17 protein-coding genes are annotated in these 17,073 nt (G+C 71.5%); 5 read left to right on the top strand and 12 right to left on the bottom strand.

Annotation, left to right across the window (positions count from 1 at the left end; all coding sequences use genetic code 11):
* Positions 1-63 precede the first annotated feature (63 nt).
* On the top strand, positions 64-630 hold the full coding sequence (locus DSY14_RS00085) for a dihydrofolate reductase family protein (protein WP_211714310.1): 567 nt from the start codon (positions 64-66) through the stop codon (positions 628-630).
* Positions 631-654: 24 nt separating this feature from the next.
* Here the strand turns inward: DSY14_RS00085 and DSY14_RS00080 are convergent, their stop codons facing one another.
* The 7 genes from DSY14_RS00080 to DSY14_RS00050 all read right to left on the bottom strand — a co-directional run bounded on the left by DSY14_RS00080 (position 655) and on the right by DSY14_RS00050 (position 9,203).
* A complete protein-coding gene (locus DSY14_RS00080) occupies positions 655-1,542 on the bottom strand; it encodes a helix-turn-helix transcriptional regulator (RefSeq protein WP_211714309.1) in 888 nt (295 codons plus the stop codon).
* Positions 1,543-1,651: 109 nt separating this feature from the next.
* Positions 1,652-2,710 carry an NAD(P)-dependent alcohol dehydrogenase gene (locus DSY14_RS00075; RefSeq protein WP_211714308.1) on the bottom strand — a complete coding sequence of 353 codons (1,059 nt, stop codon included), beginning with the start codon at positions 2,708-2,710 and terminating at the stop codon, positions 1,652-1,654.
* Positions 2,711-2,905: 195 nt separating this feature from the next.
* Entirely contained in the window at positions 2,906-4,810 is a 1,905-nt protein-coding gene (locus DSY14_RS00070) for a DUF2264 domain-containing protein (protein WP_211714307.1), read from the bottom strand.
* On the bottom strand, positions 4,807-5,667 hold the full coding sequence (locus DSY14_RS00065; RefSeq protein WP_211714306.1) for a carbohydrate ABC transporter permease: 861 nt from the start codon (positions 5,665-5,667) through the stop codon (positions 4,807-4,809). The genes DSY14_RS00070 and DSY14_RS00065 overlap by 4 nt, the downstream gene beginning before the upstream one ends.
* Positions 5,664-6,524, bottom strand: a complete 861-nt coding sequence (locus tag DSY14_RS00060) for a carbohydrate ABC transporter permease (RefSeq protein ID WP_249187090.1) — start codon at positions 6,522-6,524, stop codon at positions 5,664-5,666. Before DSY14_RS00060 ends, DSY14_RS00065 begins: the two co-directional genes overlap by 4 nt.
* A gap of 155 nt (positions 6,525-6,679) precedes the next feature.
* Positions 6,680-8,005: an ABC transporter substrate-binding protein gene (locus tag DSY14_RS00055; protein WP_211714304.1), complete on the bottom strand. Its 1,326-nt coding sequence runs from the start codon at positions 8,003-8,005 to the stop codon at positions 6,680-6,682.
* Positions 8,006-8,096: 91 nt separating this feature from the next.
* Complete coding sequence (locus DSY14_RS00050; protein WP_211714303.1) at positions 8,097-9,203, bottom strand: substrate-binding domain-containing protein; 1,107 nt, start codon at positions 9,201-9,203, stop codon at positions 8,097-8,099.
* Between the two features lie 332 nt (positions 9,204-9,535).
* On the opposite strand from DSY14_RS00050, the gene DSY14_RS00045 reads away from it, so the two are divergent.
* From DSY14_RS00045 to DSY14_RS00035, 3 genes are read left to right on the top strand one after another with little or no spacing between them, the layout of a single operon-like run.
* Complete coding sequence (locus DSY14_RS00045) at positions 9,536-10,690, top strand: Gfo/Idh/MocA family protein (protein ID WP_211714302.1); 1,155 nt, start codon at positions 9,536-9,538, stop codon at positions 10,688-10,690.
* Entirely contained in the window at positions 10,683-11,588 is a 906-nt protein-coding gene (locus tag DSY14_RS00040) for a PmoA family protein (protein WP_211714301.1), read from the top strand. Before DSY14_RS00045 ends, DSY14_RS00040 begins: the two co-directional genes overlap by 8 nt.
* Complete coding sequence (locus tag DSY14_RS00035; protein WP_211714300.1) at positions 11,585-12,313, top strand: cupin domain-containing protein; 729 nt, start codon at positions 11,585-11,587, stop codon at positions 12,311-12,313. Before DSY14_RS00040 ends, DSY14_RS00035 begins: the two co-directional genes overlap by 4 nt.
* A 279-nt stretch (positions 12,314-12,592) precedes the next feature.
* On the opposite strand, the gene DSY14_RS00030 is transcribed toward DSY14_RS00035, so the two are convergent.
* From DSY14_RS00030 to DSY14_RS00015, 4 genes are all read right to left on the bottom strand, one after another.
* Positions 12,593-13,288, bottom strand: a complete 696-nt coding sequence (locus DSY14_RS00030) for a hypothetical protein (protein WP_211714299.1) — start codon at positions 13,286-13,288, stop codon at positions 12,593-12,595.
* A gap of 396 nt (positions 13,289-13,684) precedes the next feature.
* A complete protein-coding gene (locus DSY14_RS00025; protein ID WP_211714298.1) occupies positions 13,685-14,344 on the bottom strand; it encodes a vitamin K epoxide reductase family protein in 660 nt (219 codons plus the stop codon).
* Complete coding sequence (locus DSY14_RS00020) at positions 14,341-15,036, bottom strand: thioredoxin domain-containing protein (RefSeq protein WP_211714297.1); 696 nt, start codon at positions 15,034-15,036, stop codon at positions 14,341-14,343. Before DSY14_RS00020 ends, DSY14_RS00025 begins: the two co-directional genes overlap by 4 nt.
* A 129-nt stretch (positions 15,037-15,165) precedes the next feature.
* On the bottom strand, positions 15,166-15,549 hold the full coding sequence (locus tag DSY14_RS00015) for a hypothetical protein (protein WP_211714296.1): 384 nt from the start codon (positions 15,547-15,549) through the stop codon (positions 15,166-15,168).
* A 283-nt stretch (positions 15,550-15,832) separates the two neighbouring features.
* On the opposite strand from DSY14_RS00015, the gene DSY14_RS00010 reads away from it, so the two are divergent.
* Positions 15,833-16,486 (top strand): TetR/AcrR family transcriptional regulator, encoded by a 654-nt coding sequence (locus DSY14_RS00010; protein ID WP_211714295.1) that lies wholly within the window; start codon positions 15,833-15,835, stop codon positions 16,484-16,486.
* A gap of 56 nt (positions 16,487-16,542) precedes the next feature.
* Here DSY14_RS00010 and DSY14_RS00005 read toward each other — a convergent pair.
* Positions 16,543-17,073, bottom strand: a 531-nt coding sequence (locus DSY14_RS00005; RefSeq protein WP_249187089.1) for a cupin domain-containing protein, incomplete at its 5' end; no start/stop codon positions are given.

Here is a 17,073-nt window from a genome sequence, read left to right as displayed (position 1 = left end):
CGTGTCGCATGCGCCGTGTCCCGATCGACGACAGAGTGGAATCCGATCCAGGAGGAGAAGAACATGCGCACTCTGATCGTCACCGCGTTCGTGTCCGTCGACGGTGTCATGGAGGCCCCCGGAGGAGAGGCCGGCCACCGCAGCTCCGGCTGGACCATGAACACGGTCCCGATGGACGAGGCGGCCTACGAGATCAAGGCCCGCGAGCAGGAGGAGGCCGGTGCGCTGCTCCTGGGGCGGCGTAGTTACGAGGCCTTCGCGCCCGTGTGGCCGTCGATGACCGAGGAGTTCGCCGGGTACAACGCGATGCCGCGGTACGTGTTGTCCACGACGCTCACCACCGAGGACGAGCGTTGGCCCGCGACGATCCTGCGGTCCGTCGACGACGTCGCCGAGCTTCGCGACGGCGAGGGCGGGCCGATCTCCGTGCACGGCAGCGCGACCCTGGGGCGGTCCCTGTCCGAGGCCGGCCTGGTCGACCGCTACCACCTGCTCGTGTTCCCGGTGCTGCTGGGCGCCGGCAAGCGCCTGTTCAGCGACGCGGACCAGGAGCTGACCAGGCTCGCCCTGGTCGAGCACGAGGTGTACTCCAACGGGGTCCAGAAGCAGGTCTTCGACGTCGTGCGCTGAACCCCGACCCCGGGTGGAGCGTGTTCAGTGGTCGGAGGAGGGATCCGGGTCCGTGACCGTGTCCTCTCGGGCCTCCTCGGTGGCGGCGAGGGTGCCCAGCAGGGCGAAGGCGTCCGCCGAGGGGGTGCCGGGCTCGACGGTGTAGGTCACGATCCACAGCCGGTCGTCCCCCGTGGGCTCGAACACGTCGAAGTCCACCTCGACCAGGCCCACGTCGGGGTGGCGGAACTCCTTGCGGCCGGTGCGGTGGCTGTGCACGTTCTGGCGGGCCCAGTCCTGGGCGAACACGGTGCTGCGCGCCGACAGTTCACCGATCAGCGCGGTGAGCTCCTCGTCCAAAGGGTTGCGTCCGGCCTCCAGTCGCATCATCGCGGCGGTGGTGCGCCGTGCCAGGGGCCAGTCGACGTAGTAGTCCCTGGCGCGCGGGTCGAGGAAGATGAACCGGGCCATGTTGGGCGGGCGCCGGTCGGTGTCGAAGTGCGGCGCGTACAGCGCTCTTCCCAGGCGGTTGGCGGCCACGAGGTCGTGACGGGCGTTGTGGACGACCGCGGGCGTGTCCATCGCGTCGAGCATCCTCTGCACCGAGGTCCGCACACCACCGGGCGGGGGCGGGACGGCGCGGGCACGGGGCCCGGACGCCGCGCGCGCCAGGTCGAACAGGTGCGTCCGCTCGACCTCGTCCAGCCGCAGGGCCCGGGCGATCGCTTCCAGGACACCGTCGGAGGCTCCTCCGATGTTGCCGCGCTCCAGCCGGGTGTAGTAGTCGATGCTGACCCCGGCGAGCATTGCGACCTCTTCGCGGCGCAGCCCCGGTACCCGGCGGTCGTCCCCGTAGGCGGGGATACCGGCCTGTTCCGGTGTCACCCGCGCGCGTCTGCTGATGAGGAACCCACGAACGGTCTTCTTGTCCATGTCCCCAGGTTAGGTCGGGGGTCGACGCTCCGGCAGGCCCTGCCGGACCCCCTCGGCGTACGGGGGTGCGCCCCGCCCCCGGCACACGGTGGGCGGGGCGCCACGGGCCTCAGGCCGTCGCGGGCTCTCTCAGCGTGGCGACGTCGATGACGAAGCGGTACCGCACGTCCGAGGCCATCACCCGCTCCCAGGCGTCGTTGACCTGGTCCGCTCCGATGACCTCGACCTCCGGGGCGATGTCGTGCTCGGCGCAGAAGTCCAGCATCTCCTGGGTCTGGTCGATGCCACCGATCTTGGACCCGGCGAAGGAGCGCCGGTTCTCGAAGAGGGTGAACAGCGTGACCGGTACCGGCTCGGGCGGTGCGCCCACGCTGACGAGGGTGCCGTCCAGCGCCAGCAGGTCCAGGTAGGCGTCCATGTCGATGGAAGCGCTGACGGTGTTGACGATGAGGTCGAAGGTCCCGGCCAACCGTGTGAAGGTGTCCGGGTCGCTCGTGGCGTGGTAGTGGTCGGCGCCGAAGCGCAGCCCGTCCTCGCGCTTCTTGAGGCTCTGCGACAGCACGGTCACCTCCGCTCCGAGGGCGTGGGCGATCTTGACCGCCATGTGGCCCAGTCCGCCCATGCCGACGACGGCGACCCGGGTGCCGGGTCCGGCCTTCCAGGTGCGCAGCGGCGAGTAGGTCGTGATCCCCGCGCACAGCAGCGGTGCGGCCCTCTCGAAGGGGATGGACTCGGGCAGACGCAGCACGAAGTGCTCATCGACCACGATCTGTTCGGAGTAACCGCCCTGGGTCACCGATCCGTCCCGATCGGTGCCGTTGTAGGTGTCGGTGAAGCCGCGCAGGCAGTACTGCTCGACCCCGGCGCGGCAGTTGACGCACTCCCGACAGGAATCGACCATGCATCCCACGCCGACCCGGTCACCGACCCGGTGTCGTGTGACCTCGGAGCCGACGTGGGCGACGACCCCGGCGATCTCGTGTCCGACGGTCAGCGGATAGGGCACCCGACCCCAGTCACCGCGCACGGTGTGGATGTCGGAGTGGCAGACACCGGCGTAGGCGATGTCGATGAGGACGTCGTGGGGACCGACCTCGCGGCGCTCGATCGTGCCCGGTGTCAACGGCGCGGTCGGCGAGGTGGCCGTGTAGGCGCGAACGGAGGACATGGATCTCCTCGAGAATCTGCTCCGGTGGGTGGTGTTCCCGATCCCGCCCGGGCACGGTGTCCGTGCTCATGGGCGGGGTCGGGGCGAGGGCCGCGTGGACGCGGACCGCTCAGATGACCAGTGGACCATCGGAGGTCGGGGGTGTGGGAGGCCCTGTCGGAACCCGTCGGCCACGCCCCACCCGGGCCGGGGCTCTCATGGCCGGTCCTCGGCCGGCGTCCCCTCCCCTGCCGCCACCACGTCCCAGGGTGCGAAGGTGACCCGGGTCGGCCGCTCCTCAGCGACCCAGCGGAAGGTGACACCGTCCTCGTCCACCGCCACGTCGGTGACGACCGAGGAGGCGTCCTCGATGGGGGCGCTCCCGCCCAACCGGGCCAGGGCCAGGAACACGCTCGTGCCGGAGGCCGTACCGGTGAGCCGGTGCAGACGGACCTTCGGGGCGAAGGCGGTTCCGGACAGGGCCCACACCTTCTTGCGGCCGGTCCAGCCGTACACCGGGAGAAGGTTCGCCTCGGGCGACGACTCCGGATCCACGGCCCACCCGGTCGACTCCACCGCCGTGCCCTCGTCGGCACCGACCACCCGGTGCAGCCGCAGCTCGTCGGCGCCCCTGGCCACCACCGCGCTCTCCACGCGCAGGGCCGGAAGGACGGCGGAGCCGCCGGGGAAGACGGGGCGATGCCAGGACGCCGCCCAACCCCAGCCGTCCCCGTGCCCCGCGCCCAGCGGGTGGATCCGGCGGCGTGCGCTGCGTCGGCCGCGCAGCAGGACCGCGAAGTGGTTGTCCGGGGCCTCGGTCGCGACCGTCGGCCCGGTCCGGGTGGAGTAGGCCGACCGCGCGTACAGGGGGTCCTGTGCCTCCGCCGTCCGTTTCTGGGGGGAGCGGATGTGGTCGCTGCCGTGGTTGTGCACGCGCACGATGCCGTCGTCGCCGGTCGTCTGCACCAGGAGGCCGGGGGCGGCGAGCGAGACCACCCGGTCGGGTCCCTCGACCGGGGCGGGCCCCTCGGTCTCGGTCCACAGGGGGTGCTCGGGTGGGGCGAGCAGGCACAGGAAGGCCTTGGACGCCCAGTAGGGAGAGGCCGGGCCCGAGTAGCTCTGGCAGGTGGCCTCGTGCGGACCGTGCCATCCCAGCCCGAGCAACCCGCGGTCGTCGAAGGCCCCGCGGTCCCGGAAGTACCGCAGGGATCCGCTGAGCAGCCGCCGCGAAACACCACCGGTCAGGGGCGTGTGTCCGGTCACGGCGCCCAGGGCCACGGAGGAGGCCGCCGCGAACCGGTAGGTCATCGACCGTCCCAGGTACAGGGGCGCGCCGTCACCCCCGAACATCAGGGAGAACCCGCGCAGGTGCTCTGCCATGCGCTCGCCGTGGACGGTGTCCGCACCGCTCAGGTGGGCGTCCAGGACCGGGTACAGGTGCAGGGCCCACCCGTTGTAGTGGTCGAAGGCGCGGCCGTCTCCGTCGGAGTACCAGCCCTGTCCCCGGTACCAGAACTCCAGCAGGTCGAGGGCGCGGCGGCGCACGCGCGCGGTCCGCTCCCCGCCCCGTCCGACGGACTCCAGGAACCCGGCGACCCCGAAGGGGAACAGGTACCAGTTGTTGGGGGCGGGCAGGGCCGTGAGCGCGTCCTCCAGCCAGTGCGCGACGCGGTCCTGCACCTCCGGCGCGAGACGGTCCCACAGCCAGGGCCGCGTCAGGCGCAGCCCCCAGGCGACGGAGGCGGCCTCCACCAACGGCTGGCCCTGGACGTCGTGGTCGAGGATGAGCGGCCAGGACTCGGCGTCCTCGGCGCCCGGGGTCAGGGTGCCGGCGTTCAGACCCTCGGCGTACCGCTCGAGCCAGGAGTAGGGGTCGTGGCCCCCGTCCCCCGCGACCCGGCAGGCGGCGGCCAGGAAGGTGCGGGCGAAACCCTCCAGTCCGTCGGAGCGCACGCCGGAGGCCGAGGGACGCCCGGGCAGGTCGAGGAGGGCGCCGCGGGGGCTCGCCCAGCGTAGGGCGGCCCGGAGCATGCCGTCGGCGGCGGCCTCCCAGTGCGCGCGGGTGTATCCCGTGTGGGGACTGAGGTCGCGGTCCTCGGGTGGTGACGGCCATGGGGTCATTTGACGGCTCCCGCGGTGAGTCCGGCCTTCCAGAAGCGTTGCAGGAGAAGGAAGGCGACGATGAGTGGCAGGACGGCGAGCAGTGCGCCGGTGATGACGACCGGGTAGTACTCGGGCGAGACCGTCGCCGCGCTGTTCCAGCTGTACAGGCCGAGGGCCACGGGGTACAGCTCCTGGTCGGACAGCATCACCATGGGCAGGAAGAAATTGTTCCAGATCGCGGTGAGCTGGAACAGGAACACGGTGAGGACCCCGGGACCGAGCATGCCGAAGGCCACCCGCACGTACATGACGAGTTCACCGGTGCCGTCGATGCGGGCCGCCTCCAGGACCTCGTCGGGCACGTACCCCTCGCTGAAGATCCGCCCGAGGTAGACGCCGAAGGGGTTGAACAACAGCGGCACGAACACCGCCCAGAAGGTGTTGACGACCCCCAGGTGCGAGGCGATCAGGTACAGCGGCAGGGCCAGGACGGTCTGGGGCACCATGACCGCGGCCAGGACCAGGCCGAACAGCGTCTCCTTGTGCCGGAACCGGTACTTGTCGAAGGCGTAGCCGCAGGCGACGCTGATCAGGGCGCTGATGGCGGCCCCGACGACCGCGTAGAGCAGGGTGTTGAGGTACCAGCGGCCGTAGATGCCGTCGTCCATGGCGAACAGGTCGACGAGGTTGGACCACAGGGAGAAGTTCTCCGGCGAGAAGAGGTCGCTGGCCGAGAGGGCGTCGGCGTTGCGGGAGGCGGCGAGCACCAGCCACAGGACCGGGAGCAGCGTGTAGAGGACGAACACGCCGAGGACGACGTTGACGGCGGTGCGCCCGAGGAAGCGGGGTCGCCGTGACCGAACGGTGGTGCTCATCCTGCCGCCCTTCGCCGCGCGTCACGGTTGCTCCAGCGGGTGACCACGTAGGACAGGGCCACCGTGCAGACCAGCAGGATGACCGAGGCCGCGGCGGCGAGCCCGTAGTTGTTGCGGGTGAACGCGGCGTCGTAGATGTACATGCTGGGGGTGAAACGGGAGTTGATGACGGGCGTGGACTGGCTGAGCAGCATGGGCTCGGTGAACAGTTGCAGGGTCCAGATGAGGCTGAACAGGACGACCATCACGACCGATGAGCGGATCAGCGGCGCCTTGACGCTCAGCGCGGTACGGACGGGGCCGGCCCCGTCGACCACCGACGCCTCGACGAGTTCACGCGGCACGGCCCTGAGCGCGGTGTAGAAGATGACCATGTTGTAGCCGAGGTTGGTCCAGATGGCGATGTTGACGATCGACGGGATGACGGTCTCCACGCCGAGGAGGTCGATGGTGACGTCCGCGCCGGCGAGGACGTCGACGACCGGGCTGATCCCCGGTGTGTACAGGTACAGCCAGATGATGGCGGCGATGATCCCGGGCACGGTGTGCGGCAGGAACAGGCCCAGCTGGATCAGGGGGCGCAGTCGGGCGGCGCCCGAGTCGAGCAGCAGCGCCAGGGTGAGGGACAACAGGACGAGCAGCGGGATGTAGACGAGGCAGAAGACGAGCACGACGCCGAGGGCACCGAGGAAGGTGGGGTCGCCGAACACGGCGGCGTAGCTGCGCAGGCCGACGAAGGTCGTCGACTCCGGCCCGAACCCGAGCCCGGAGCGGTCGTCGGTGAAGAAGCTCAGCCAGACGGCGGTGATCACCGGAGCGAGGAAGACGCCGACGAGGAGGACGAAGAAGGGGGCCATGAGGACCGCGCACGCGGTCGCCTCCTTGCGTCGCCCCCGGTGACGTGGGGCCGGGCGACGTGGAAGTGGGCGCGGGGCCGGTCCTTCCGTCGACGCCTGGGGTGGTGCGGCTGTGTCGGACATGGGGTGGGACTCTCCTGGCCGGGGGCGGGGGTTCAGCCGTGTACCGCGTGGACGTTAAGGCCGAGGGCGTGCAGGTCGGGGATGGTCCCCTCCTGCGCGGCCGCGACCGCGTCGAGGACGGACATGCGCCCCGGTCCCACCCGCGCGAAGTTGTCGTGCATGACCTGGAAGGTGGAGCTCATACGCGGCCCCCAGACCCAGTCGTCGCGCACCTTGGCGGCCTCGGCGTCGAACAGGGAGTAGAGGTCCTGGCCGTCGTAGTAGTCGGGGTCCAGCGCCTCCCGACCGACATCGACCAGGGCCGGGGCGGCCGGGAACTGGGTGCTGGTCCCGGCGGAGAGGCGGGCACGGAAGGCGTCCGGGTGGGCGACCTGCCAGGCGATGAACTCCATCGCGGCCTCGGGTCGGGCGCTGTCCGTGGAGACGGCGAAGGTCGATCCGCCGTGGTCGCTCAGCAGGGCGTCGTCCTCCTCCCACTGCGGGAGCGGGGCCACGGCCCACTGACCGGCCTGGCCGGGGCGGGCGTTCATCTGGGCTCCGGCGTCCCAGGAACCGGTGAGCCGGGTGAGGATCGATCCGTCACTGACCTGGGCGTTGTACTGCTGGCTGTTGGTGGGGGTGGTGTGGACCAGCCCCTCGTCGATGAGCCCCTGCCAGTACTCGGCGACCCGTCGGGTGGGCGCGTCGGTCATCGCGACCCGCCAGGCGTCGTCCCGGATGTCGAACCACTGTCCGCCCGCCTGGCAGACGAAGGCCGCGAACTGGCTCGCGCCGTCGGTGGGGAAGGCGGTGATCCGGCTCCCCTCGACACGGTCCCGGATGGTGCGCCCCAGATCGGCGAACTCCGCCCAGGTGCGCGGCGCGCGGAGGCCGTGGTGGTCGAACACGTCCTTGCGGTAGTGCAGGACCATCGGGGCCAGGTCCAAGGGCACGGAGTAGAGCCGCCCGTCGAACGTGGTCCTCTCCAGCGCCTGGGGGAGCAACTGTGCGCGCAGATCGTCGGTGACCAGGTCGTTGAGGTCACGGGCGACACCGTCGATGGCGAAGCCGGGCAGTTGCGGGTATTCGATGGTGGCCACGTCCGGCGCGTTGCCGGCACGCGCCGCGTTGCCGAGTTTGGCGTAGCCGCCCTGGGTGCCGGTCGGGACCTGTTCGAAGTCGACGTGGATCCGGTCCTGGGACGCGTTGAACGCGGCGACGACCTCCTGGCTGCCCCGCAGCGCCGACCAGAAGGTGATCCGGGTCCGGTCTCCGGCGGAGAGGGAGCCCTCCGAGGGGCCGCAACCGCCCAGAGCTCCGATCAGGGGGGCCGCGAGTCCGGCGGCGAGCAGGGTGCGACGGCTGGGGGGACCCGACATCGTGTGCCTCCAGATGACCACGTGGGAACACAGTGATTCTGGACACACGGCGGTTTTGCGGTCAATGGATCATGACACGAAAGTCACACGCTCAAACGATCACTCTTCCCGTAGAGGCGCGGACCACCAGGCGCGGGAGCAGCTCGACCCGCCGCGGTGACCAGGTGGCCCCGCGTTCCCGCGCGTCCAGGCGTTCACCGATCAGCTCCGCCGCGACCCGACCGATCTCCGTCTTGGGGGGAGCCACGGCGGTCAGCGGGGTGGATCCCATGGCCGCCACCACGTCGTCGTAGGCGATGACCGAACAGTCCTGCGGCACCCGGACCCCCGCCTGGGCGAGCTGCTGGACCATCATGAGCGCCTCCACGTCGCCGTGCACCAACGCCGCCGTCGCACCCGGTCCGCGCAACGCCTTCGCCGGCCAGGTGGGGTCGTCGAAGTCGGGGGCCTCCACGGTCCCGCCGTCGGGGTCCGCGCCGGGGGCGCTGAGCACGGTCCCCGTCGCCTCGATGGCGGGGTGCGCCGAGGCGATCTCGGTGAACGCGGCGCGCACCGCCCGGGCCGTGGGACTGTCCGCGCGCACCGCGAGCAGGATGCGCCGGTGCCCCAGTGCGACCAGGTGCTCCAGGGCCAGGTGCACGCCGTACCAGTGGTCGGTGCAGACCGAGTCGACACCGTGCAGGGCGCCGCCCCGGTCCGGTCGCCGTTCCACGAGCACCGTCGGCACGTCCAGACCGGAGAGCCACGCGTAGTCCTCGCGCTCACGGGCCCCGCTCCGCCACCGCGGCGAGATCAACAGCCCTCGCACGTCCTGCCCGGGCACCCGCTCGACGATCGGCCGTTCGGCCCCCATTCCGTAGGGGGTGATGTGCAGGACCACCCGTGTCCCGGCGGCCTCCAGGGCGGTGCGCGCACCGTGGACCACCTCGTTGAGGTAGGGGTGCCTCTCCGGCATGACCAGCGCGATGGCGCGGTCGTTGCCGGTCACCGGCACGGAGCGGCCCTCCACGGGGTCGAGGGAGCTCACGACCCCGTGCCCGCGCCGGAGGTCGCCACGCCGCACCAGTTCCTCGATGTCACGGCGGACCGTCACCATCGACACCTGGAGTTCGGCGGCGAGGTCCCGCACCCTGATCCGCCCCCGGGCCTGCACCATGACCAGTATCCGACGGCGACGATCCCGCACCGACTCCCGCATACGTCGTCCTCGTGTTCGTGTGAGCGTGTGAGTGGAGGGTACCGATCGACCGATCTTCGCGGAGGGACCGGTCACGCCGTAGGCCGCTCGGACCACCGCTTCGGTGGCGGCGGACGGGCGTCCGACCGGGCCCGATCCGACCAGGTCGCCCGGTACGGGGGGCGGGCGGGTACGCGCCCGGCGATCGCGCGGATCGGACCCGCGGTCACCACCCCACCACTCTCGGGCCCGATCCGGAGCCCCGGGTGTTGACACTCTTCGAGAAGGATCACTACCGTGATGTGACAGAAATAGTGAACGTTCACTTTTTGGTCGCCGACGAGGAGCCCCTTTTGGCCACTCCCCTGACGTCACCCCCTTCGTCACCCACCCGTCGCGTCGCCGTCGTCGGTTGCGGCGGCATCGCCCGGGGCCGACACCTGCCCGCACTGGCCGACCAGGGCGCACGGACCTCCGTGGTCGCGCTGGTCGACCTCGACGCCGCCGCGGTGGAACGGACCGCGGACGAGTGGAACGTCCCCGGCCGTTACACCGACGTGGACGCCATGCTCGCCGCCGAGTCCCCCGACCTGGTCATCGTGTGCACCCCTCCGGCCGCGCACCGGGACACCGTGATCGCGGGCCTGGAGGCCGGCGCCTGGGTGTGGTGCGAGAAACCCCCCGTGCTGTCACTGGCGGAGTACGACCGGATCGGCGCCCACGAGGGCGAACGGGGCCCCTACGCCTCCTACGTGTTCCAGCACCGGTTCGGGTCGGGCGCCACGCACCTGCGCTCGCTCCTGGACCGCCGGGCACTGGGACGTCCCCTCGTGGGCGTGTGCCACACCCTGTGGTACCGGGACGAGGCCTACTTCGAGGTGCCCTGGCGTGCGCGCTGGGAGACCGAGGGCGGTGGCCCGAGCATGGGCCACGGCATCCACCAGATGGACCTCATGTTCTCGTTGCTCGGCGACTGGTCCGAGGTGACCGCGGTGATGAGCACCACCGCGCGCGCCACCGAGACCGAGGACGTGTCGATGGCGATCGTGCGTCTGGAGTCGGGGGCGACCGTGTCGGTGGTCAACAGCCTGCTCTCCCCGCGCGAGACCAGCTACCTGCGCTTCGACTTCGAGCACGCCACCGTCGAGTTGGAGCACCTGTACGGCCACGCCAACGCGAACTGGCGGTGGACACCGGCCGAGCACACCGACCGGACGTTCGACGCCGCCCACTGGCCGCCCCGGGCCGACGAACCGAGTTCGCACGGCGCCCAGCTCAAGGAGCTGCTGGACGCGATGGACCGCGGCGAGCGACCGGCGGCCAGTGGCCGGGACGGCCGCAGAGCCCTCGAACTCGTGGCCGGGATGTACCGGTCGGCGCTCACCGGCGCCACCGTCCGCCGGTCGGAGCTGACCGAGGACGACCCCTTCCACCACGCGATGTACGGACCCGACCCGGCCGCGGCCACCGCCGTACTGTCCCACCAGGAGGAGACCGCCCATGTCTGAGACCCCACGGTTCGTCGAAGGTCCGGACGCTCTCACCGTGCTGGTGGGCGACGTCGAGATCGCCCGCTACGTGCTGCGGTCCGACGCCCCCGCCGTCGAGGCGCCCAAGCCCTACCTCCACCCCCTGCGCACCCTGACCGGCGCCCCGCTGACCGGGTACCGCCCGTGGGACCACCGCTGGCACAAGGGTCTGCAGATGACCTGGTCCCATGTCTCGGGGCAGAACTTCTGGGGCGGACCGACCTTCGTCGAGGGACGGGACTACCAGTGGTTGGACAACGTGGGCACGATCCGTCACGACCGGTTCGACGCCCTCACCGGAAAGGACGGCGAGGTGACGGTCACGGAGTCCCTGACCTGGGTCGGCTCGACCGGGGAACGGTGGTTGACGGAGGCCCGCACCCACCGCTTCCACTCGGTGGACCACGCCCGGGGGCTGTGGGCGCTCGACTTCTCCACGACCCTGACCAACGTGCGCGGCTCCGACCTGGAGCTCGGTAGCCCGACCACCCACGGGCGTCCGAACGCCGGGTACACCGGGTTCTTCTGGCGCGGCCCGCGCGCCTGGACCGGGGGCCCGGTGGTCAGCGCGACCGGACGGAGCGGGGCGGACATCATGGGGACCGAGGCCGACTGGATCGCCTTCGGGGGGCGACACGACGAACACGACGGCGGCGCGACCATCATCGCCCACGCCGGAACCACGAGCGGCCCGGTCCCGATCCGATGGTTCGTGCGTTCCGAACCCTTCCCGGTGTTCAGCCCCTCCCCCACCTTCGCCGAGGAGATGACGCTCCCGCCCGACCGGAGCCTGGAACTCGCCCACCGTCTGGTGTTCGTCGACCGTCTCTTGGACGCCGAGGACGCGGGCGACCTCGCGAAGGAGTTCACACCATGAGCGCCCCGCGCTTCCCGGGCGTGACCGCCGTCAGCCACCTGCGCGTCTACGACTGGCCGACCCCGGACGGTGTGCACGGAGGCACACCGCACGTGCACACCGCCTCCACCGAGGCCTACGTGGTGACCTCCGGCGAGGGCGAGGTCCACACCATCGCCGAGGCCGGGGTGTCCGTGGCCCCCCTCACGGCCGGTTCCCTGCTGTGGTTCGGTCCCGGCACGGTGCACCGCCTGGTCAACGTCGACCGGTTGGAACTGGTCGTGGTGATGCAGAACTCCGGGTTGCCGGAGGCCGGGGACGCCGTGCTGACCTTCCCCCGGGAGATCCTGGCGGACCCCGAGGCCTACGCCGCGGCGGTGCGCCTGCCTCAGGAGGCGTCCGAGGAGGGCCTGGCCGGGGCCGCACGGACCCGCCGTGACCTGGCGCTGCGCGGGTACGCCGAACTCGTGTCGGCCATCGACGCCCGGGGGCCCGCGGCCCTGGAGGAGTTCCACCGTCTGGCGGTGCGCCTGGTGGAGCCCCATGTGGCGCGGTGGCGGGAGATCTGGGAGCAGGGCGTGGAGCGCGAGACCGCGCGCACCAGGGACCAGCTCGCCTCCCTGGGCCGGGGCGAGCGCGGGATCATGGGCGAGGCCGCCGTGGTGCGCCCCGAACCGCACCCCGGGCCGCGCCGTTTCGGCATGTGCGGTCGTCTGCGCACCTGGCGGGTGAACGGACCCGAGTGATCGGTGCGCCGGGCCCGTCCCCACGGACGCGTGCACCGGCCCGCGTCGGCCGCCCCGGAGGGTTCCGGGGCGGCCGACGCGCCGAGGACACCCCACGGGCCGTCTCCGAACGTGGCCCGAGCGGCACCCCCGGAGGGTCCGACGACCGACGGGTCGCGGTGCTCGGAGAACCGTTCCCCCGACGACGGATCCCGCCTCCGGCACCGAACCCTTCCGTGCACGGCCCACGCGCCGGCCCGCCCCCGTCGGAGGGCCGCTCACGTGGTCGACCGGTCGTGGTCAGAGCCCGGTCCAGAGCGTCTCGGCGTCGATGACGCGGTTGCTCCGCAAGGTCAGGACCCGCTCCACCACCGCGACGACCCCGGCGAGGAGCAGTGCGGTGTTGAGCCATGCCGGCAGGTGGATCGGCGCGTCGAAGGTGCCGAAGATCGCGGCGATCCCGGGCACCTCGGTCAGCGTCTCCCACCCCTGGGGAACGGCCAGGACGAGGTTGACCAGCAGGACGACGATCGCCGACACCGCGATGGTCCGACTCACCCCCGGATGCCGTCGGTGCAACCGGCCGCGCAGGTCCTCGATCGTGCCCCGCACCGGGGTGAGCCGTCGTTCCTCACCGTCGTCGAGGACCAGGTGCACGCGGCGGACCCCGTACAGGGACACGTCGAACTCGATCGTCCCGCCGGGGACGGGGAAGGCGGCCGGTGGTTCGGCCGTGGCCCGCCGTCGACCGTCGGCGTACAGCTCGGCCTTCCCGTCCTCACGGGTGGCGTCGAACTCGACGGTGTACTCGACCCGTTCCCCCTGAGGACCACGGTGTTCGATGGAGTAGAGGACACGGTGCAGGACGTCGCGGCGCCGGATCGGGCGCAGTCGCGCGCCATCGGCACCGTCGGACTCCTCCTCACCACCGCACAGGTCCCACTCCCCCCAGGGATCAACGTCCTTCGACCCCGACGGTCGACCACGACTGTCCATGATTCCTCCGCGCCCGTCGATCCCCTGCCGTGTCCCGGACACGACCATCGAACACCATGCCGTCGGGGCACAGTCACCCCCACGGCGCGCGATGCGGGCCGCGTCACACACGAGACGCCGCCCGGCGGTCCTTCCGCGCACGGCGGCGGCGCCGCACCGTGGCGTGCGGGGAACGTGCCCGCACCCCGGCCGCCCCTCCACCGGACCGCCGGCGCGGAACGGCGGCGGCCACCGGTCCCCGTCGGCGTCCCGACCGTCGGACGTGCGAGCGACGGTCGGAGCACCGATCGGTCCGGGCCGTGATGGATCGGGCCCCGTCACCCACGCGGGGCGCCCTTGCCGTCCGATCGCCGGAGACGAGGGGACCGGTCCTTCAGGGACGCACCGAGGGGCGGCTCACAGCAGCAGGGACCAGTAGGACCAGAAGGCGTGCGCGATGAGGCCGACCAGGACGGCGGCCCAGACACCGAGCACGGTGCTGTGGTACCGCGTGAGGACGTCCACGACCGCCCGCACGGACACGGGCGCGGGCGCGGGCGACGCGTGTCCCGCGCGCAGGTTGTACAGCGTGACGTACCAGAAGATCGGCACGGTGACCGCCCAGACGACCATGCAGTAGGGACAGAGCGCGCCGATGCGGTACAGGCTCTGGAAGATCAGCCAGTGCACGAACACGGCCCCGAACAGCGTTCCCGCCTGGAGCCCCAGCCAGAACCACCGGGGGAACCGGCCGCCCGCGATGAGCGCCACCCCCACCGTGGTGACGATCGTGAACCCGATGACGCCCAGGATCGGGTTGGGAAAGCCGAACACCTCGGCCTGCGGGGTGGTCATGACCGTGCCGCAGGACAGGACCGGGTCGATACTGCACGCCGGAACGTGGTCGGGGTCGGCCAGGACACGGATCTTCTCGACGAGCAGAGCGGTGGCCGCGGTCAGACCGACGGCCCCGCACAGGGTCAGGAGCCAGGGAAGGACCGCCGCGACGACCCGCGCTCCGGGCTCGGGGCCGTCCGACCGCACCGGGGACCGTTCGGCGGTCGCCGGGCCGCTCATTCGGCCAGCTCGACGTCGATCATCGAGGAGAGCTCCTCGAAGGTGGGCATGCTCGACGTCCGCGCGCCGTTGACGTAGATCGTCGGTGTGCCCTGCACACCCGCCTCCACACCGTCGTCGAAGTCGGCCTGCACCCGCTCGGCGGTCTCGGGGGAGTTCATGGTCTCGGTGAACTCGTCCATGTCCAGCCCCAGGTCCCGCGCGAATCCCTCGAACACCGCGACCTGGGACTCCTGGGACTCGCCCCATTCGGGCTGGGTCGCGAACATGCGCGCGTACATCTGTTCCAGTTCGCCCTGCTGGGCGGCGGCCTCGACCGCGGCGGCCGCGGGGACCGCGTTGGCGTGACCGGGCAGGGGGAAGTAGCGGATCACGAAGTCGATCCGCCCGTCGTACTCCTGCCGGACCCGCTCCATGACCGGGTACTGGGCGTAACAGGCCTCGCATTCGAAGTCGAGGAACTCCACGACGGTCACCCGGGCGCCGTCGACCTCGTCGAGGTGGCGGCTGTCCTCGCGCACGAGGAGTTCGGGGTCCACGGTGGGCATCTCGTCCGGTGCCACGGCGCGCGGCCCGGCGGCGTTCTCGGTGCCGGGCGTCGAGTCGTTCCCCGTGGCGAGGAAGGCCGCGAGCGTGATGACGAGCGCCACGGCGGCCAGGAGGGACAGACTGATGGTCAGGTTCTTGTTCACGGGTTCCTTCTTCGACCGGCGCGCGTGGGGCGCGCCGGGATGAGGTGATCACGATCGTGCGCGCGCCACCGGCGTGGGGCGCCGCGCGGAGAGGGAGGCTCGGCGACGGAGCGACGCCGAGGTCGTGATCTAGACCCGTTGCACACAGAGAAGGGTCAGCAGGCCTTCTCCGTGAGGCGGGGGAACGTCCTCCTGCGCGGGAGGGGGTGCGTCGACGTCCGGGGCGGGCTCGAACAGATCGAGCACGGGAAGGAGCGTGAGCGGGTCGAGGAGCGGGTTCGAGGCCAGGGACGGCGGGCTCTCGGGAACGCCGCACACGTGAGACCGTTCCTCGGCGCCGGAGGTGTCCTCGACCTCGACGGACCGCTCCGCGGTACCGGTCGGAACCGGAGCGGTCGCGGCCGACGCGCTCATCCGGGCGACGGGGAGGGAACAGGCCAACGACATCACCACGAGCAGCGCCACGAGCACGGCGAGGGTGCCCAGGCGCTGACCGGCGAGGTCGCTTCTCATGGGATGCACTGTACCCCTCCCCTGGCCGGAGCCCCTGTGGGGTGGTGATTCCGGGTCGGGTCGGCCCGTGCGCGGTGCGGCCCCGCGACCCCGTCCGCGCCGTGGGCCCACTCCGCGTGGAGGTGTCCGACGAGACCCACCGAGGCCGCCGGGGACCCCGTCCGAGTCACCACGGTCTTGGAACCCGCGCGCCGGACGCCGTGGACACGGCGGCCACGGACACATCCACATCACAGCAGGTATAACGAATATCCACAGGGTGAATCTCCGCTATCGTTGACGCATGTCAGGATCGACCCGGAAGTACAACTCCCCCCGACGCGAACGGGAGGCGAACAGGACCCAGCAGGACATCCTGCGCGCCGCGCGTGAGTTGTTCATCGCCCAGGGGTACAGCAGGGTGACCGTGTCCGACATCGCCCGCGCGGCCGGCACCGCCGTGAAGACGGTGTACGTGAGCGTCGGCGGTAAGTCCGAGGTCCTGCACACACTCATCACCTCCGATGTCGCCGGTTCGCGGGCCTCGGAGACCGTCGCGGAAGTGGGTCGGACGACGGACCTGGCGACCGCGGTCGGGCTGTTGGCGCGCAGCACCCGCGAGAACACCGAGCGGTTCGAGACCACGATCGATCTGCTGCACTCCACGCGGAACGCCGACGACGCGGCGCAACAGACCTGGGAGCGCGTGCTCCAGGAGTACCGAGGCGCTCTGCGCGGCGCCGCCGAGCACCTGGTCGACATCGGGGGCGTCGCCCCGCACCTCGACGTCGACGGCGTGACGGACCGCCTGTGGTTCTGCTTCGGGCTGTCGGCTTGGCGCACGCTCATCGACGAGTGCGGATGGACCTACGACGAGGCCGAACGGTGGCTCGGCGACCAGGCCGTCGCCATGCTCGGCGCGCCGGACCCGCGGACGGCCTCCCGCACTCCCGAGTAGTCCCCCGGTCCCGGCTTGGGCGGTGGCACCCGCCCCGGGCGCCGCGCGTGGGCGACCTACGACCGGGCCGCGGCATCCGCGTCGAGATCGGCGGGGACCGTACCGGGGGGACCGAGGACGACGTCACCGAGTTCCGCGGCCACCCGCGCGAGCAGGTCGAGGTCGAGGTCGGTGTGCTCCGTGGCCTGCTCCTCCGGGATCCCCACACGGGCGACGAGTTCGGCGAACCCGGGCGGGGAGCTGATGTTGAGGGCGCGCACGCCTCCCTGACCGGCCTCGATGGTGTGCGGCACGTGGGTGGGGATCGTGACGTAGTCGCCCGGCCCCACGTGCCTGACCACGTCTCCCAGCCAGACGGTCAACGTGCCCTCCAGCACGTAGACGCGTTCCTCGTAGCTTGTGTGCAGGTGCAGGGGCGTGCGCGCGCCCGGGGTCCGTGTGGAGTCGGTGACGTCGAAGCGCCCGCCCGACTCCTCCCCCGAGGTCAGGATGGTGGCGCGCATCTGCGCGCCGAGAACGAAGGTGCGCTCGTCCAGGCCGGGCCCGGGGGTGGGGTCGGGCGGGTGCGGCGTCGTCTCGTTCATGGC

The sequence above is a fragment of the Nocardiopsis sp. MG754419 genome (assembly GCF_018207095.1).
Lineage (GTDB): Bacteria > Actinomycetota > Actinomycetes > Streptosporangiales > Streptosporangiaceae > Nocardiopsis.
Note: the sequence above shows the minus strand (reverse complement) of the source record. Positions and strands in the feature narration are given on the sequence as shown.

Coding starts and splice junctions, on each gene's coding strand:
- DSY14_RS00060 (WP_249187090.1), bottom strand. CDS start 6,524: ATGGCCCCCTTCTTCGTCCTCCTCGTCGGCGTCTTCCTCGCTCCGGTG.
- DSY14_RS00050 (WP_211714303.1), bottom strand. CDS start 9,203: ATGCGGGAGTCGGTGCGGGATCGTCGCCGTCGGATACTGGTCATGGTG.
- DSY14_RS00040 (WP_211714301.1), top strand. CDS start 10,683: ATGTCTGAGACCCCACGGTTCGTCGAAGGTCCGGACGCTCTCACCGTG.
- DSY14_RS00055 (WP_211714304.1), bottom strand. CDS start 8,005: ATGTCGGGTCCCCCCAGCCGTCGCACCCTGCTCGCCGCCGGACTCGCG.
- DSY14_RS00065 (WP_211714306.1), bottom strand. CDS start 5,667: ATGAGCACCACCGTTCGGTCACGGCGACCCCGCTTCCTCGGGCGCACC.
- DSY14_RS00035 (WP_211714300.1), top strand. CDS start 11,585: ATGAGCGCCCCGCGCTTCCCGGGCGTGACCGCCGTCAGCCACCTGCGC.
- DSY14_RS00015 (WP_211714296.1), bottom strand. CDS start 15,549: ATGAGAAGCGACCTCGCCGGTCAGCGCCTGGGCACCCTCGCCGTGCTC.
- DSY14_RS00070 (WP_211714307.1), bottom strand. CDS start 4,810: ATGACCCCATGGCCGTCACCACCCGAGGACCGCGACCTCAGTCCCCAC.
- DSY14_RS00075 (WP_211714308.1), bottom strand. CDS start 2,710: ATGTCCTCCGTTCGCGCCTACACGGCCACCTCGCCGACCGCGCCGTTG.
- DSY14_RS00010 (WP_211714295.1), top strand. CDS start 15,833: ATGTCAGGATCGACCCGGAAGTACAACTCCCCCCGACGCGAACGGGAG.
- DSY14_RS00025 (WP_211714298.1), bottom strand. CDS start 14,344: ATGAGCGGCCCGGCGACCGCCGAACGGTCCCCGGTGCGGTCGGACGGC.
- DSY14_RS00080 (WP_211714309.1), bottom strand. CDS start 1,542: ATGGACAAGAAGACCGTTCGTGGGTTCCTCATCAGCAGACGCGCGCGG.
- DSY14_RS00030 (WP_211714299.1), bottom strand. CDS start 13,288: ATGGACAGTCGTGGTCGACCGTCGGGGTCGAAGGACGTTGATCCCTGG.
- DSY14_RS00085 (WP_211714310.1), top strand. CDS start 64: ATGCGCACTCTGATCGTCACCGCGTTCGTGTCCGTCGACGGTGTCATG.